General features: G+C 71.8%; 13 protein-coding genes and 1 riboswitch. Of the genes, 6 read left to right on the top strand and 7 right to left on the bottom strand.

Annotated elements, in window-relative coordinates; translation table 11 throughout:
* Nucleotides 1–162 precede the first annotated feature (162 nt).
* Nucleotides 163–1,572: an SWIM zinc finger family protein gene (locus tag ACZ7L4_RS22030; protein ID WP_472104785.1), complete on the top strand. Its 1,410-nt coding sequence runs from the start codon at nucleotides 163–165 to the stop codon at nucleotides 1,570–1,572.
* A gap of 196 nt (nucleotides 1,573–1,768) precedes the next feature.
* A complete protein-coding gene (locus ACZ7L4_RS22025; RefSeq protein ID WP_472104783.1) occupies nucleotides 1,769–3,334 on the top strand; it encodes a DUF5691 domain-containing protein in 1,566 nt (521 codons plus the stop codon).
* Between the two features lie 146 nt (nucleotides 3,335–3,480).
* On the opposite strand, the gene ACZ7L4_RS22020 is transcribed toward ACZ7L4_RS22025, so the two are convergent.
* Nucleotides 3,481–3,903: a cobalamin B12-binding domain-containing protein gene (locus ACZ7L4_RS22020; RefSeq protein ID WP_326014367.1), complete on the bottom strand. Its 423-nt coding sequence runs from the start codon at nucleotides 3,901–3,903 to the stop codon at nucleotides 3,481–3,483.
* 403 nt (nucleotides 3,904–4,306) lie between these two features.
* Here ACZ7L4_RS22020 and ACZ7L4_RS22015 point away from each other — a divergent pair, with 403 nt between their 5' ends.
* Nucleotides 4,307–5,269, top strand: coding sequence for a lipase family alpha/beta hydrolase (locus ACZ7L4_RS22015; RefSeq protein WP_472104781.1), 963 nt, complete (start codon nucleotides 4,307–4,309; stop codon nucleotides 5,267–5,269).
* A gap of 185 nt (nucleotides 5,270–5,454) precedes the next feature.
* Nucleotides 5,455–7,119, top strand: coding sequence for a M23 family metallopeptidase (locus ACZ7L4_RS22010; protein ID WP_472104780.1), 1,665 nt, complete (start codon nucleotides 5,455–5,457; stop codon nucleotides 7,117–7,119).
* Between the two features lie 40 nt (nucleotides 7,120–7,159).
* On the opposite strand, the gene pcrA is transcribed toward ACZ7L4_RS22010, so the two are convergent.
* Nucleotides 7,160–9,646, bottom strand: a complete 2,487-nt coding sequence (pcrA, locus tag ACZ7L4_RS22005; protein ID WP_472104778.1) for a DNA helicase PcrA — start codon at nucleotides 9,644–9,646, stop codon at nucleotides 7,160–7,162.
* A gap of 186 nt (nucleotides 9,647–9,832) precedes the next feature.
* Nucleotides 9,833–9,977, top strand: a riboswitch (cyclic di-AMP (ydaO/yuaA leader).
* Nucleotides 9,978–9,985: 8 nt separating this feature from the next.
* Here pcrA and ACZ7L4_RS22000 point away from each other — a divergent pair.
* Complete coding sequence (locus tag ACZ7L4_RS22000; protein ID WP_472104776.1) at nucleotides 9,986–11,167, top strand: C40 family peptidase; 1,182 nt, start codon at nucleotides 9,986–9,988, stop codon at nucleotides 11,165–11,167.
* 83 nt (nucleotides 11,168–11,250) lie between these two features.
* Here the strand turns inward: ACZ7L4_RS22000 and ACZ7L4_RS21995 are convergent, their stop codons facing one another.
* Complete coding sequence (locus tag ACZ7L4_RS21995; RefSeq protein WP_266713222.1) at nucleotides 11,251–11,604, bottom strand: hypothetical protein; 354 nt, start codon at nucleotides 11,602–11,604, stop codon at nucleotides 11,251–11,253.
* A 306-nt stretch (nucleotides 11,605–11,910) separates the two neighbouring features.
* On the opposite strand from ACZ7L4_RS21995, the gene ACZ7L4_RS21990 reads away from it, so the two are divergent.
* Nucleotides 11,911–12,951, top strand: a complete 1,041-nt coding sequence (locus ACZ7L4_RS21990; RefSeq protein ID WP_472104774.1) for a C40 family peptidase — start codon at nucleotides 11,911–11,913, stop codon at nucleotides 12,949–12,951.
* Nucleotides 12,952–12,963: 12 nt separating this feature from the next.
* On the opposite strand, the gene ACZ7L4_RS21985 is transcribed toward ACZ7L4_RS21990, so the two are convergent.
* Genes ACZ7L4_RS21985 through ACZ7L4_RS21970 form a run of 4 tightly spaced genes read right to left on the bottom strand, consistent with a single transcriptional unit; the run spans nucleotide 12,964 to nucleotide 16,542 of the window.
* Nucleotides 12,964–13,863 (bottom strand): alpha/beta fold hydrolase, encoded by a 900-nt coding sequence (locus ACZ7L4_RS21985; RefSeq protein ID WP_472104772.1) that lies wholly within the window; start codon nucleotides 13,861–13,863, stop codon nucleotides 12,964–12,966.
* Nucleotides 13,863–14,510 carry a LysE family translocator gene (locus ACZ7L4_RS21980; RefSeq protein WP_472104770.1) on the bottom strand — a complete coding sequence of 216 codons (648 nt, stop codon included), beginning with the start codon at nucleotides 14,508–14,510 and terminating at the stop codon, nucleotides 13,863–13,865. The genes ACZ7L4_RS21985 and ACZ7L4_RS21980 overlap by 1 nt, the downstream gene beginning before the upstream one ends.
* Nucleotides 14,511–14,554: 44 nt before the next feature.
* Nucleotides 14,555–15,238 (bottom strand): LuxR C-terminal-related transcriptional regulator, encoded by a 684-nt coding sequence (locus tag ACZ7L4_RS21975; protein ID WP_462716182.1) that lies wholly within the window; start codon nucleotides 15,236–15,238, stop codon nucleotides 14,555–14,557.
* Complete coding sequence (locus ACZ7L4_RS21970) at nucleotides 15,235–16,542, bottom strand: ATP-binding protein (RefSeq protein ID WP_472104768.1); 1,308 nt, start codon at nucleotides 16,540–16,542, stop codon at nucleotides 15,235–15,237. The genes ACZ7L4_RS21975 and ACZ7L4_RS21970 overlap by 4 nt, the downstream gene beginning before the upstream one ends.
* Between the last annotated feature and the right edge of the window lie 79 nt (nucleotides 16,543–16,621).

Genomic DNA, 16,621 nt, shown 5'->3' with positions numbered 1-16,621 from the left:
GAACCATCACGACGAGCCCTCGACCGCTCTCGCAGTCGCTCTCGTCGCGTGATGGGTTCCACGGTGCACCACGCCACTGACAATCGACCTCGGCGCCAACATCTGCGCAGGTCAGGACAGTTGCCGGGGCGATTGTCAGTGGCGGGATCTACCGTCGAGGACATGAATCAGCTGGGGGTGCGCTGGACGACGGATCAGGTGCTCGCACTGGCGCCTGACGCCGCGTCACGCAAGGCGGGAAGCAAGCTCGGGGGCCCGGGCCCGTGGTCGGGGACCGGAAGTTCCGCGGGCGCGGAGGATTCGGACGAGGGGGCGGTATGGGGACTGTGCAAGGGGAGCGGCAGCAAGCCGTACCAGACGATCGTGGACATCGGCGCAGGCGCCGCGGGGGCGAGCGGGCCCGGGTACAAGTGCAGTTGCCCGAGCCGCAAGTTTCCGTGCAAGCACGCGCTCGGACTGCTGCTGCTCTGGGCGGGAGGCGACGCGCAGGTGCCGGCGGGCCAGTCGCCGCCGGAGTGGGCCGAGCCCTGGCTGGCGGGGCGGCGGAAGCGGGGCGAGTCCCAGCAGCCAGCGGAGTCGGCGGGCGGCCCGGGCAGCGCCCCGGCGGACCCGGAGGCGGCCCGGCGCAGAGCCGAGCGCCGCGCCCAGCGGATCACGGCGGGGGCGACGGAGCTGGAGCAGCGCCTCACCGATCTCCTGCGCGGCGGCCTCGCGCAGGCGGAGCGGTCGGGATACGGGCTGTGGGAGGAGACGGCAGCGCGGATGGTCGACGCGCAGGCGCCCGGACTCGCGGCGCGCGTCCGCGAGTTGGGGGCGATCCCGGCGTCCGGGCCCGGCTGGCCGGTGCGGCTGCTTGAGGCCTGCGCGCTGCTCCACCTCCTCGACCAGGGCTGGCTGCGCCGCGACGCCCTGCCGGAGGACCTGGCGGCGACGGTCCGCTCACGCGTGGGCCTCCCCTCGCCGGACCGCGAACCTCCTGTGCGCGACCGCTGGCTGGTCCTCTCCCAGTACGACACGGCGGACGGCCACCTCACCACGCGCCGTATATGGCTGTACGGCACGCAGAGCGCGCGCACCGTACTGCTCCTCTCCTACGGGGCGGCGGGCCGCGCCCCGGCGCTCGCCCTGCCGACCGGGCGGGTGCTCGACGCCGCGGTGTCGGCGTACCCGGGAGCGGGGGCCCTCCGGGCGGAGCTGGGCGAGCAGTTCGGCTCGGCGGAATCGGACGCGATGCGCCCTGATGCCATTCGTCCCAAGGGAGTTGACGTCACCGCCGGCCTGTCCGCCTACGGAGCGGCGCTCACGGCCGACCCCTGGCTGGAGTCCTGGCCGGTGACGCTCGCGGAGGTGATACCGACCCGGGACCCGGACGGCCACTGGCAACTGGCGGACGCCGAGGGCAAGTCGGCGCTCCCCCTCACCGCACACGCGGCGGCGTCCCCCGGCCTGTGGCGCCTGGTCGCCGTCTCGGGCGGCGCGCCGATACCGGTCTTCGGCGAATGCGGCCCAGCGGGCTTCCGCCCCCTGGCCACATGGGAGACGACCCAGGGCCAACCCATCCCCTTGCACTGACGCCGACGAGCCAACCCACCCTCAATCGAGCCCCACGGCGGGTGGGCAATTCAAGCCCCTGCGACGGGTGGGCAAATCAAGCCCCGCCGGCGATTGAGGCGCGGGGTCCGGGGCAGAGCCCCGCGGCCGCAACGCCGGTGCCGGTGCCGGTGCACAACCCCGACCAACGAACACCGCGCGCACCACGGAGAGGACCATGACAACGACCACCGCCTGGGACGACCTGGTCAGCGCCGCCCTGCTCGGAACCGAGCGCCGCCCGGACCGCCCACCGCTCGCCCTCCTCGACGACGCCGCCGTGCACACCGTGCGCCGCCGCGCGGGTCTGCGCCCCGCCGCGGCGACCGCGCCGCCGGACCGCGCCGAGGACGACCCGCGCCCGCCACTGCCGGCCGCCGCGCGGCAGCGCCTCGCGCTGCTGCTCACCGACCGTTCCGGCGGCTCGGGGTCGCGCCGCGGCACCGCCCCCGACCTCCTCGAACTGCTCCCGCAGTGGCTGGCCACGGCCAACGCGCACGGGTACGCGCCCCCGCCCGAGCTGCTGCCCGCCCTGCTCGACGCGGCGCGCGGCCGCACCGATCTGCGCCCGCCGGCCCTCGCGTTCGCGGGACCGCGCGCGCGGTGGCTGGCCCGGCTCAACCCGGACTGGAAGTTCGCGCTGCGTGCCACGCCGGGCGTGGGCGCCGCACTGCCGGCGCCGGAGGACGGCGAGCAGGTCCGGCTGCGGTGGGAGGAGGGACTGTTCGCGGAGCGGGTGGCGCTGCTCGCCTCCGTACGGGCGCACGACCCGGACGCGGCGCGGGCGCTGCTTGCCGGGACATGGGGCACGGAGCGCGCCGAGGACCGGCTGATGTTCCTCGACTCGCTGCGCACGGGGCTCGGCGACGCGGACGAGCCGTTCCTCGAGCAGGCGCTGACCGACCGCAGCAAGAACGTGCGGGCGACGGCGGCCGAGCTGCTCTCCGCGCTCCCCCGCTCGGCGCTCGCCGCGCGGATGGCGGACCGGGCGTTGACCTGCGTGGCGCTCGACCGTGCGGACGGGACGATCGTCGTGGAGGCGCCGCACGAGTGCGACGCGGCGATGGAGCGGGACGGCGTCGTGCCGAAGCCGCCCGCGGGGCGTGGTGAACGGGCGTGGTGGTTCGGCCAGTTGGTGGAGGCCGCGCCGCTCGGCCGATGGCCGGACCGGTTCGGCGGCCGGGGGCCGGAGGAGATCGTGGCGTTGCCGGTCGCCGACGACTGGCGCGGGGAGCTGCACGCGGCGTGGTGCAGGGCGGCGGTCCGGCAGCGGGACATCGCGTGGTCCCGGGCACTGCTCGGGGCGCCGACGGCGGCGGACGCGGCGGGGCCCGGGGCGGTGTCGCTCGCCGAGCGGGCGAAGCTGCTCGCGGCGCTGCCGGGGGTGGAACGGGCGGAGTGGGTGGCGGAGTTCATCGCGGCGCACGGGCTGTCCGAGGCGTTCCAGCTGCTGGGGGTGTGCGGCACACCGTGGGCGCGGCCGCTCGGGCGGTCCGTGGTCGACGCGCTCAACATCGCGCGGGACGCGGGGAGTTACCCGTGGAGCTTCAGCGGGGTGATGGGGCTCGCGGAGCGGTGCCTGGACCCGGAGGAGGTCGTGCGGCTCGACGGGCTCACGGCGGCCGTGGAGGAGCCGGAGGGGTCGGCCCCCGGGGCCGGGGGGTACTGGACGGAGGCGTTCCAGCGCCTCGCCGGCACGTTGCGGCTGCGCCGGGCGATGCGGGACGAACTGGCTCCGTCGTGATGCGGGCCCGCGGCCCTGTTGCGCTGCACCGGCGTTGCGGCCTCGGGGCTCTGCCCCGGACCCCGCTGCTCAATCGCCGCAGGGGCTTGATCTTGCCCACCCATCCGCAGGGGCTTGATTTGCCCCCGCGGCGGGGAAGTGGGCGGTCAGCCGCCCGACGCCGCCGGCTGGCGGACGTTGGCGCGGACCCAGTCGACGATGGAGGCCGTCGTGGCGCCCGGGGTGAAGATCTCCGCGACGCCCTTCTCCTTCAGCGGCGCGATGTCCCCCTCGGGGATGATGCCGCCGCCGAAGACCTTGATGTCCGCGGCGTCGCGCTCGGCGAGGAGCTCGATGACGCGGGCGAAGAGCGTGTTGTGCGCGCCGGAGAGGATGGACAGACCGATCGCGTCGGCATCCTCCTGGATGGCGGTGTCCACGACCTGCTCGGGCGTCTGGTGCAGGCCCGTGTAAATGACCTCCATACCGGCGTCGCGCAGCGCCCGCGCGATCACCTTGGCCCCGCGATCGTGGCCGTCGAGTCCCGGCTTCGCGACGACCACGCGGATCGGCCCGGCTGCCACACCCATCACTGCCTCCCTGAAACGACTGCTCAAGCAAAAGTTGAAGCGACTGTTCAAAAGACTGATGCCCGAAGTGAACGAACGTTATCGACAGCATCCCGCAAGCCGCCGTTTCACGGTGCGGACCGAGGGGGAAATCACACGGTGGGACACATTCGCTGCGCGCCGCGACTGCCACAGGCGGGACTGACCGCCACATCCGGGACAGGCGCGAGGGAGCCGCTTCGAGGTCGCCGCGCCACCGCGCCGACAGCCGCACGGCACGGTGGCACGGTACTTCCGGCTGCCGTTCGGACCGATGAGTCGGCGCATCGGGCACGACCGGCGCCGCCAGGCCGCTTCGGCCGGCTCTCATGAGCGCACACGGGGGACAGAGGCGTCCTCCCGTGTGCCGACGGGAGGTTGACCGATGAAGGTCACGAGGACCTTGCCCTTTCGCCCCCTCTGCCACTTGCTGCCCACGAGACTGGCCGGTCTCTCGATCGCGCTCCTGAAGGCGACCGCTCTTGAGCTGGCGATTCTCGCGGGCCACCTGCTCCTCTATCCCTCGGGCATCCTCCCGGAACGAAGGCAGCCCCTGGCGCTGCCCCGCCACCCCTCGGCCCCGCCACCCCCGGAAACCCTGGACGCGCCGGCCGCACCGGGCGGCGTGAACATCGAGGCAGACCTGGACGACGACCCGGTGAGCGTGGCCGCGGACGCGCCGCGCCTTCCCACCCCCGCGAGGCCCCCGGTCCTCCTCCTGCACGGGTTCATCGACAACCGCTCGGTCTTCGTCCTGCTGCGCCGCTCCCTCGCGCAGCACGGCAGGCAGCACGTCGAATCACTCAACTACTCCCCTCTCACCTGCGACATCCGGGCCGCGGCCCGGCTCCTCGCGCGGCACGTGGAGGAGATATGCGAGCGGTCGGGCCGGGACCGGGTCGACATCGTGGGGCACAGCCTGGGCGGTCTGATAGCCCGCTACTACGTGCAGCGCCTCGGCGGCGACACGCGGGTGCGCACGCTCGTGACGCTCGGCACCCCGCACGGCGGCACGCGTGTCGCGCCGCTCGCCGACGCGCACCCGATCGTGCGGCAGATGCGGCCCGGTTCGTCGGTCGTCGAGGAGTTGAAGCGGCCGGCTCCTGGGTGTCGTACGCGCTTCGTGAGTTTCTGGAGCGACCTCGACCAGCTGATGCTGCCGCTCGAGACGGCGTGCGTGGACCATCCGGACCTGCTCGCGCAGAACGTGCGGGTCACGGGCATCGGTCATCTCGCGCTGCCGGTGCACCCGGCCGTCGCGACCGGGATCCGTCAGGCCCTCGACGCGGAGCCCGCGGACGGAGCCCGCGCCGCGGACAAGACGGGCGGCGGTCTGACGGTCGCCTGACCACCCGTTCGTCGAACGGGTCTCGAACTCAGGGCCAAGGAACTGTCCACAGTCCACCCAAAGGCGGCTGATTGCCCGTTTCCCGGGGCCCGGAAACCCGACGAAGATTGTCGTGCCCTCGTACCGACGGGTACAGTCACCGCACTGCTCTGGCAGCCCCTGTTGTCGAGGCGAAAGAGAAGTTGGTGAACGACCGCAATCCGTCGGGGACCGCGCCTTACGCGGCGTACGACGGTCACTCCGCGACCAGCTTCGCAAGCGACCCGCTCTTCGGCGACATGGCAGAGGACCCCTACGAACCGGGCTCCCACGCGACCGGCCAGTGGCACACGGCCCCCCAGCAGCAGTACGCCGACCCCTACACCTCCTCGTACTACGACACCGGCACCTACGACGTCGGCGCCTTCGCCGCCGGTTCGTACGACACCGGTTCCTATGACACGACCGGCGCCTGGGCGACCGGCGGGTACGGGCAGGCCGCCGACATCCCGGCGCAGCAGCCCCGGACGATGGCCGAGCAGCACACCACGGGCCAGTGGGACACCTCGGCGTACGAGACGCAGATGTACGCGGCTCAACACCCCGACACGCAGAGCTTCGAGGCCCCGTCCTTCGGGACGCAGACCTTCGAGGCGCCGTCCTTCGACGCGCAGACGCACACGCAGTCGTTCGACACGCAGTCCTTCGAGACGCAGAGCTTTGAGGCCCCGTCCTTCGAAACCCAGACCTTCGAGGCCCAGAGCTTTGAGACCCAGAGCTTTGAGTTCCAGGAGTTCGAGGCGCAGCACTTCGAGGCGCAGGGCTTTGAAACCCAGACCTTCGGGGCGCACGACACCCAGGGCTTCACGCACAGCTTCCAGGCGCCGGTCTTCGGTGCGACGACGTACGACACGGGCGCGTACGACGCCACGCAGTGGAACGCCGCCGAGTCCGTCGGCACGGCGGAGACCGGGACCGCGGCCGAGCCCGAGCCCGAGCCGGTCGCGGAGCCCGACCCCGAGGCGGAGCACGCGCACGGGCCCGTCCTCGATCTCGACGCCGCCCCCGAGCCCGCCCCCGCGGCCCCGCAGCCCACGACGCGCAGGGCCGGGAAGAACGTCTCCCGTGGTCGTGCCGGCCGCCGCCGCCCGGCGGCCAAGCGGTCCGCGCTCGTCACCGTCGTCGTGCCGTCGGTCTGTGTGGTCGGCGTCGCCGGGATCGCCGCGGCGAGCGTCGGTGTCGGCAGCGAGGACGACGGCAAGGAGACGCAGGCCGCGGCCGCGCCGGAGGCACAGGCCGTGAAGCCCGCCGTCGCCAACAACAAGCTGGACTCGCAGCTGAAGGACCTGTCCGCCGACGCGGGCGACTTCGCCGACCGGGCGAGCCGCACGCAGGAGCGGATCGACCTCAAGGCCAAGCAGGAGGCGGCGCGCAAGGAGGCCGCCGAGGAGGCCGCGCGCAAGGAGGCGGCGCGGCCCAAGTTCGTGCTGCCGGTGAAGCAGCACGGGCTGAGCGCCTTCTTCGGGCAGGCCGGCGTCAACTGGATGTCCCAGCACTCCGGCATCGACTTCCCCGTCTCGTACGGGACTCCGGTGATGGCCGCGACGGACGGCACAGTGAAGACGCAGTGGAACAGCGCGTACGGGAACATGGCCATCGTCACGGCCAAGGACGGCACGGAGACCTGGTACTGCCACCTGTCCTCGCACACCGTGATGAGCGGTCCGGTGAAGGCCGGTGACGTGATCGCGCGGTCCGGGAACTCCGGCAACTCGACGGGACCGCATCTGCACTTCGAGGTGCGGCCCGGCGGCAACGCGGCGATCGACCCGCTGCCGTGGCTGCGCAGCCACGGCCTCAACCCGAACTGAGCCGCCCCACCCCTGTGGGACGGCTACAGCTTCCGTAGAGCTACAGCTTCTCGACCGGCGCGTACCGCAGCAGCAGACGCTTCGGCTTCGGGTCGCCGAAGTCGATCGACGCCTCGGCCTTGTCGCCCGTGCCCGACACGCCCACCACCGTGCCGAGCCCGAACTGGTCGTGCGTGACGCGGTCGCCGATGGCGAGGGCCACCACCGGCTTGGAGTTCGCCCGGCTCGTGGCGAAGGCCGGCGTCGTACCCGTGCGGGAGCGCGAGGACGACAGGGAGGCCGCGATGCCGCCGCCGATGCTCTTGGTCGAGGCCGCCGGCGTGGACGGGCCGGTCCGCTTCCAGTCCAGGTGCCCGGCCGGGATCTCCTCCAGGAAGCGGGAGGGCGGGTTGTACGAGGGCTGGCCCCAGGCGCTGCGCATCGAGGCGCGGGTCAGATAGAGCCGCTGCCGCGCGCGCGTGATGCCCACGTACGCGAGGCGGCGCTCCTCCTCCAGCTCCTTGGCCTGGCCGAGGGAGCGCATGTGCGGGAAGACGCCGTCCTCGAGGCCGGTCAGGAAGACGACGGGGAACTCGAGGCCCTTGGCCGTGTGCAGCGTCATCAGCGTGATGACGCCGTCGCTGTTCTCCTCGTCGTCCGGGATCTGGTCGGAGTCGGCGACGAGGGCGACGCGCTCCAGGAAGTCGGAGAGCCCTCCGCCGCCCGTCTCGGACTCGCCCTCCTCGCCTGCCTCCTGCTCGAACTCCAGGGCCACGGCGGCGAGTTCCTGGAGGTTCTCGATCCGGGTCTCGTCCTGCGGGTCGGTGGAGGCCTGCAGTTCGGCGAGGTAGCCGGTGCGCTCCAGGATGGCCTCGAGGACCGTGGCCGGGCCGGCGCCCGACTCCACGATCGTGCGGAGGTCCTCCATCAGCGTGTTGAACCGCTTCACGGCGTTCGCCGAGCGGGCCGCCATCCCGTACGCCTCGTCGACGCGGCGCAGCGCCTGCGGGAAGGAGATCTTCTCGCGCTGGGAGAGCGCGTCGATCATCGCTTCGGCGCGGTCGCCGATGCCGCGCTTGGGCACGTTGAGGATGCGGCGCAGCGGCACCGAGTCCTCGGGGTTGGAGAGCACCCGCAGGTAGGCCAGGACGTCCCTGACCTCCTTGCGCTCGTAGAAGCGGACGCCGCCGACGACCTTGTAGGGCAGGCCGGTGCGGATGAAGATCTCTTCGAAGACACGGGACTGCGCGTTCGTCCGGTAGAAGACCGCGACGTCGCCCGCGAGCGCGTCGCCCGCGTCGGTGAGCCGGTCGATCTCGTCGGCGATGAACTGCGCCTCGTCGTGCTCGGTGTCCGCGACGTAGCCCGTGATCTGGGCGCCGGGGCCCTCGTTCGTCCACAGGTTCTTGGGGCGGCGCGACTCGTTGCGCTCGATCACCGCGTTCGCCGCGCTGAGGATCGTCTGCGTGGAGCGGTAGTTCTGCTCCAGCATGATCGTCGTCGCGTTCGTGTAGTCCTCTTCGAACTGCAGGATGTTGCGGATCGTGGCGCCGCGGAACGCGTAGATCGACTGGTCCGCGTCACCCACGACGCACAGCTCGGCCGGGTCGGCGCCCTCGCCCTCGGTGGGGCCGACCAGCTCGCGCACCAGCGCGTACTGCGCGTGGTTCGTGTCCTGGTACTCGTCGACGAGGACGTGGCGGAAGCGGCGGCGGTAGTGCTCGGCGACGTCCGGGAACGCGCGCAGCAGGTTCACCGTCGTCATGATCAGGTCGTCGAAGTCCAGCGCGTTCGCCTCGCGCAGGCGGGCCTGGTACATCGCGTAGGCCTGGGCGAGGGTCTTCTCGAAGCCGTCGGCGGCGGTCCCCGCGAAGTCCTCCTCGTCGATCAGCTCGTTCTTCAAGTTGCTGATCTTGGCGCTGAAGGACTTCGGCGGGAACTTCTTCGGGTCGAGGTCCAGGTCGCGGCAGACGAGCGCCATGAGCCGCTTGCTGTCGGCGGCGTCGTAGATCGAGAAGGAGGACGTGAAGCCCAGCTTCTTGCTCTCCCGGCGCAGGATGCGGACACAGGCGCTGTGGAAGGTGGACACCCACATCGCGTTCGCGCGCGGGCCGACCAGGTCCTCGACACGCTCCTTCATCTCGCCCGCGGCCTTGTTCGTGAACGTGATCGCGAGGATCTGGCCGGGGTGCACGCCGCGCTGGGCGAGCAGGTACGCGATGCGGTGCGTGAGGACGCGGGTCTTGCCCGATCCGGCGCCGGCGACGATGAGCAGGGGGGAGCCGCCGTGCACCACGGCCGCGCGCTGGTTCTCGTTCAGCCCCTCCAGGAGGGAGGCCGGGTCGAGGACCGGGCGCGGGGCGCCGTTCCGGTAGTGGGCGTCGCGCTCGGGGGGCACGCCGAACAGCCCGTCCGGCATCGGCTCCGGGGCCCCGTCGTCGTACTCGGGGTCCGGGGGCGGCGGCGGGGGTTCCTGCTCACCGCTCGGGGAGCCGGGCGCGCCCTTCTGGAGGCCGGTCAGGAAGCTGTCGTCAAAGAGGCTGCTCATCGCTCTACGAGTCTAGGCCGCCCCACTGACAACCCGTGGCTGCCTTCGGAACTCCAAGAGCCCTCCAGAGGGCAGATCACGAAAATGTATCGGGCATATCGAACATCAACCTTCACAGCAGCCACACGAGTTGGCTACGGTGCAGCCGGGCAGCCCGTCCCCCCGCCCGCGAATGTCGCGGCGAACGGGAAGCCCCCGCCGAGTCCCGTACGCCGCGAGGCAGGGAACCGGGGACCCAACCGACCTTGGGGTGAATCGGTCAGCCGACCGTAGGGCAGCCTTCCACGCCCGAACCCGACAGCTAACTCGGTAGGCGGACGACGGAAGGAGTCGCCTGCCTTGGCGTCGCACCGCAAGCCCCGCAGCCGTTCCCGGATGACCGGCGGTCTTCGCACGACCCCCGCGGTCGGGATCACGACCGCCGCCCTCACCTCCGTGGCCCTGCTCTCGCAGACGGCCCAGGCCGCGCCCGCGCAGCCGTCGTCCAAGCCGCGCCTGGAGGAGGTGCAGAAGAAGGTCGACTCCCTGTACCGGCAGGCCGAGGTCGCCACCCAGAAGTACAACGGGGCGAAGGAACGGACCGACGCCAAGAAGCGGCAGGTCGACAAGCTCCTCGACGATGTCGCGCAGCGCACCGAGGAGATGAACACGGCCCGCCAGAAGCTCGGCAGGTACGCCGCCGAGCAGTACCGCTCGGGCAGTGTGAGCGACACCGCGACCATGTTCCTCGCGGACGACCCGGAGGACTACTTCTCGCAGCGCCAGCTGATGAGCCGGCTGACCGAGGAGCAGAAGAAGTCGATCGACGACTATCAGAAGCAGACGCGCGAGACCGCGAAGAAGCGCACCGAGGCGCAGTCGAGCCTGGAGGACCTCACCGATTCGCAGACCGAGCTGAGGTCCACGAAGGAGACCGTGCAGACGAAGCTCTCCGACGCGCGTCAGCTGCTGTCCAAGCTGACCGCCGAGGAGAAGGCGCGGCTCGCCGCGATCGAGAAGGCCAAGGAGGAGGCCGCCCGCAAGAAGGCGGCGGAGCTGGCCGCCAAGCAGAAGGCCGAGGAAGCGGCGAAGCGGAAGGCGGCCGAGGCGGCGAAGGAGCAGTCGTCCGGCTCCTCGTCCGGTTCCTCGGGGTCGTCGTCCGGTTCCTCCGACGCCTCGTACGCGACGAAGGCCGCGCAGGCGCTCGCGTTCGCCAAGGCACAGGAGGGCAAGCCGTACGTGTGGGGCGCCACGGGCCCGGACTCGTACGACTGCTCGGGCCTGACGCAGGCGGCGTGGAAGTCCGCGGGGATCTCGCTGCCGCGGACGACCTGGGACCAGGTCGAGATCGGCAAGACGGTGCCGCTCTCCGACATCCAACCCGGTGACCTGGTGTTCTTCTACGACGACATCAGCCACGTGGGCCTCTACATGGGCGACGGCATGATGGTCCACGCGCCGAAGCCGGGCGCGGTCGTGCGCGAGGAGTCGATCTACTACGACGGCACGTCGTCGATCCACAGTGTGGTGCGGCCGGCCTGACGTACGTACGCGGAAGGGCCCGGCAGGTCACGGCCTGCCGGGCCCTTCCGTGTGCACGGCGCGTACGGCCTGTGCGCGGTCGCTCAGGTCCAGAGCACCGCGATGAAGATGTTGACGACGGTGAGCGCGCCGACGGTGATGAAGAGGCCCTTCTCCGCCTTCTCCTCGTCCCGCTTCACGTAGACGATGCCGAGGATCACGATCAGGAGCGCGAGCTTCACGCCGATCTTGATGTTGTTGACGGTGCTGCCGTCGGCCTGGTTGAGGCCGACCAGGGCGACGCCGGTCACCAGCATGGTCAGGGCGCCGTGCAGCATCGCCTTGTTGAAGCGGGCCGCGCCCTCCTTCATCGCCGACATCTGCGTGAGGAAGCCGCCGAGCAGCGAGGCGATGCCGATGATGTGCAGGCCGACGAAGAGGTGGATGAGTACGTCCATGGTTCGGAGCCTAACCGGACGCCCATGGGCCACTACGCGCACCCCTTTGCCACTCTGTTATCACTCTCCGCCACCATCCGTAACAAACAGACCAGTTGCGAACAATCCGGCACCAACCCGTTACGCAGAGGTTTAGCGTCCTTCCTCAGGTGACCGGCTCCCCACCGCCGCCCGGGCCAGGGGCGGCAGTCGGACACCACCGCCGAGAAAGGTCCGGCGGCGACCCGCTCCCCCTGTGCGGGCCGCCGCCGGACGCGCGACCGGGGTCCGTGCGTTTCGGACGGGCGGCCCCCAGAGGAGGACCTTGTGCCGGCAGCGCACCGCAAGCCCCGACCGCGTCCGCTCAGCGGCGGCAGGGCCCGCACCGCGGCCACCCTCGCCCTCGCCTCCGCCGCAGGCGTCACCGCCCTCGACGGCGGGGCGGCGCACGCGGAGCCCGAGCTCAGCCCGGCCCAGGTGAAGGCCAAGGTCGACAGGCTGTACCAGGAGGCGGAGGTCGCCACCCAGAAGTACAACGGCGCGAAGGAGAAGGCGGACGGCGCGCGGAAGAAGGTGGACGCCCTCCAGGACGAGGCGTCCCGGCGCACCGAGTCCCTCAACTCCGAGCGCGAGAAACTGGGTTCGGTCGCGGCGTCCCAGTACCGCACGGGCGGCGTGGACCCGTCGGTCCAGCTGCTCCTGTCCTCCTCCCCCGACGCCTACCTCGACAAGGCCTCCCTCACGGAGCGCATGGGGGCGCGGCAGGCCGCCGCGGTCACCCGCGTACGGGGTGAGCTGCGCGAGATCGACCAGCTGCGCGGCGACGCCGACAGCACGCTCTCCGAGCTGCGCGCCAAGAAGGCCGAGCTGGCGGACAACAAGAAGAAGGTGAAGCGAAAACTCTCGGAGGCCCGCCGCCTCCTCGACCGCCTCACCCCCGAAGAGCGCACCCCCACCGCCGCACAGAGCGGACACGCCTCACGCTCGGCGGAGCGCGCCGACCTCTCCGCAGCGCCCAACTCCCGCGCCAAAGCCGCGATCTCCTTCGCCTACGGCGCCCTCGGCAGCCCCTACGTCTGGGGCGCCACCGGCCCGTCCGCCTTCGACTGCTCGGGCCTGACGCAGGCCGCGTACAAGGCCGCCGGGGTCTCCATCCCCCGCACGACGTACTCCCAGATCGACGCGGGCCCCCGCATTCCGAAGTCCCGGCTCCAGCCGGGCGACCTGGTCTTCTTCTACTCCTCGATCAGCCACGTGGGCCTCTACATCGGCGGCGGCAAGATGATCCACGCCCCGAACCCGAGCGCGCCGGTCCGGGTGGCCCCGATCGACGAGATGCCGTTCGCGGGGGCGACGCGGGTGGCGTGACGCGCCCTTGAGTCAGGCCGGTCCGTCGCCCCGGTCGGTGTGCGCCGCGAGGGCGTCGATGAGCTGGGGCCACAGTTCGCGGGGGCGGTCGTGGCCCATGTCGGCGAGGAGCAGGAGTTCCGCATCCGGGACCAGTTCCGCCGTGCGGCGGCCGCCGCTGGGGTCGATCAGGGTGTCATCCAGGCCGTGGATCACCAGCGTCGGCACGGCGAGACCCCGCAGGGCGTCCGCGCGGGAGCCACTGAGGACCATGGCGCCGAGCTGTCGGCCGACGCCTGCCGGGTAGTAGGCACGGTCGTAGCCGCGCGCCGCCAGGTCGCGGAGGTACGCCGCGTCGCCGTAGCGCTTGGACGCCCAGAGCAGGGAGCGGTCCGCCGCCGCGACGTAGCCCTCCCGGTCGGCCGGCTTCGGCGCGAACAGGGCCGCCTGCGCCTCCGGCGACGACTGCCCGTACTCGGGCTCGCCCGTCGTCGACATCATCGAGGTCAGCGTCAGGACCCGCTCCGGCCGGGAGATCGCCATCGTCTGGGCGATCATGCCGCCCATGGACGCGCCGACCACGTGCGCCTCCTCGATGCCGAGCGCCGTGAGGAGGGCGAAGGCGTCGTCGGCCATGTCCTGGAGGCGGTACGGGATCATCGCGAGGGCGGCGGGGAGGTCGCCCCCGCTCACCGCGGCGATGAACTCGCCCATGTCCACAGGGTGTGCGTCGAACTTCGTCGACAGGCCGCTGTCCCGGTTGTCGAAGCGGATCACGTACCGGCCGCGGCCCGCGAGCTCCGCGCAGAAGTCCTCGTCCCAGGCGATCAGCTGCGCGCCGAAGCCCATCACGAGCAGCACCGCCGGGTCGGCGGGGTCGCCGAAGGTGTCGTAGGCGAGCGAGATCTCGGGCGATACGTCGATGGTCGGCATCACTCCGCCCTCCCCGTGAGCGCCACCGTCACGCCGAGGCCCACCATCGCAAGCCCGCCCGTGCCGCCGACCGCCGCGAGGCGGCGCGGGGAGCGGGCGAACCAGGTGCGGGCCGTGGACGCGGCGAGGCCCCAGAGGCTGTCCGAGGCGATCGCAATGATGTTGAACACCAGGCCGAGGAGCAGCATTTGGAGCACCGTGTGCCCCGCCTCCCGGTCGACGAACTGGGGCAGCACGGCCGCGAAGAAGACGATCGTCTTGGGGTTGGCCACGCCCACCGCGAAGCCCTCCCAGAGGGTGCGCAGCGTGCTGCCGCGGCCCGCCTCGCCGCGCTCCTCCGCGAACACCGCGCGCAGCGAGCGCCGCTGCCGGAACGCCTTGACGCCGAGGTAGATCAGATATGCCGCGCCGACCAGCTTCAGCGTCATGAAGATCGCCACCGAGCGCTCGACGAGCGAGCCGATGCCGAGGGCCACGGCGATCACGAGGACGTACGCCCCGAGCGTGTTTCCCGCGACCGTCGTCAGCGCGGCGCGGCGGCCCTGGGCGAGGGCGCGGCCGACGACGAAGATCACGCTCGGGCCCGGGATGACGATCAGCAGCAAGGACATCGCCGCGAAGGCGAGGAGGCGGTCGGCGGACATCATGGGGTCCATTGAGCCACGGCGGACGCCTCCCGCCCAAGCGGATTTCAGACCAGGCGCCGCGCCGTCGCCCACCGCGTCAGCTCGTGACGGTTGGAGAGCTGGAGCTTGCGCAGGACCGCCGAGACGTGGGACTCGACCGTCTTGACGGAGATGAAGAGCTGCTTGGCGATCTCCTTGTACGCGTACCCGCGCGCGATGAGCCGCAGCACCTCCCGCTCGCGCTGCGTGAGGCGGTCCAGGTCCTCGTCCACCGGGGGCGCGTCCGTCGAGGCGAAGGCGTCGAGGACGAAACCGGCGAGGCGCGGCGAGAACACCGCGTCGCCCTCCTGGACGCGGAAGATGGAGTCGACGAGGTCCGTGCCGGTGATCGTCTTCGTGACGTAGCCGCGGGCGCCGCCGCGGATCACGCCGATCACGTCCTCCGCCGCGTCCGAGACCGACAGCGCCAGGAAGCGCACCGGGTTCTCCGCGTCCGCCATCATCTGGGCGCTGCGGCGCAGCACTTCGACGCCTCCGCCGCCGGGGAGGTGCACGTCGAGGAGGACGACCTCGGGCCGCGTCGCCGTGATCACCGTGATCGCCTGGTCGACGTCGGCGGCCTCGCCGACCACCTCGACGCCCGTCTCCTCGGTGCGGCCGATCTCCGCCTGGACGCCGGTGCGGAACATCCGGTGGTCGTCGACCAGGACCACTCGTACCCGTCGTGTCTGAGCTGCCTCGTCGGTCATGACGTCCCTTCCGCCCTCTTCATGGTCAGTTCGACCTCCGTGCCGCCGTCCGGGACCGCCCGCAGCCGGGCCGTCCCGCCGTTGCGCTCCATCCGGCCGATGATCGATTCTCTTACGCCCATGCGGTCGGGCGGGATGGAATCGAGGTCGAAGCCCGGGCCCCGGTCGCGTACGGAGACGAAGACCATGTCCCCGTCGACGTCGCCCTCGACCTCCGCGTACACCTGGACTGCGCCGCCCCCGCCACCGTACTTGGCGGCGTTCACCATCGCTTCCCTCGCGGCCTGCATCTGCGCCGACAGCTGCTCGTCGAGCGGGGTGTCGCCCACCACCACGACCTCCAGTGGGACGCCGTGCTTGTCCTCGACCTCCGCCGCGTTGCGCTTGACCGCCTCCGCCACCGTCTCCGGCTCCTGCGGGTTCTCCGCGGCGGCCGGCTTGTAGAGCCACGCGCGCAGGTCGCGCTCCTGGGCGCGGGCGAGGCGGCGCACCTCGGCGGGGCTGTCCGCGTTGCGCTGGATCAGGGTGAGGGTGTGCAGCACCGAGTCGTGCACATGGGCCGCGACCTCCGCCCGCTCCTGGGCGCGGATGCGCATCAGGCGCTCCTCGGAGAGGTCCTGCGTCATCCGGATCAGATACGGGCCGGCGAGGAGCGCGATGCCCACGAGGACGGCGAGCGCCGCCTGGAGGATCGGACCGATGTGCTCGGTGGCGCCCTGCGTGACGAAGATGCCGGTGACTCCCACACCGACGAGCAGCACCCCGGAGGCCGCGCGGGCCAGGCTGAGCGTGCGCCGACGGCGGCCGACCTCCATCCAGCGGGCCCTGCGCGCGTTGTCCGCCTGGCGCCAGACGAGGGCGACGCCCGCCGCGACGAGCACGGTGGGGATCAGATACGCCTTGGTGTTCCCCGTCAGGTTCACGTTCTCCACGAAGATCATCGCTACGACGACCATCAGGAGCAGGGCGAGGATCTGGCCCTTGTCCGGCCTGCGCGTCACCAGCCTGCGGCGGCCGTCTGGCGACGTCTCCGTGCTGAGGACGGGCGGCCGGTCCGCGCCGACGCCGCCCACGCCCAGCGGCACGAAGAACCAGAACGCCGCGTACAGCAGCGCCCCCAGCCCGTCCGCCATGAACAGGCCGACGAAGACCAGGCGCACCCAGATCACCGGCAGCCCGAGATGCCCCGCGAGGCCCCGCGCCACTCCACCCAGCCAGCGTCCGTCACTGCTGCGGTAGAGCTTGCGCGGCGGCCGCGGGTCGTCTCGGTCTTCGGCGAGAGAGGCGGGCGCTGGTTCCGGCATGCCACCGATCGTCACATGCGGTAGGGGGCGGGGCATCAGGGTCGGCCCCGGATACTTCCCTGATCTTCGGGCCGGGCGC

The organism is Streptomyces sp. NPDC107575 (assembly GCF_055657265.1).
The sequence above is the reverse complement of the archived record's forward strand: the minus strand, read 5'-3'. Positions and strand labels throughout refer to the sequence as shown.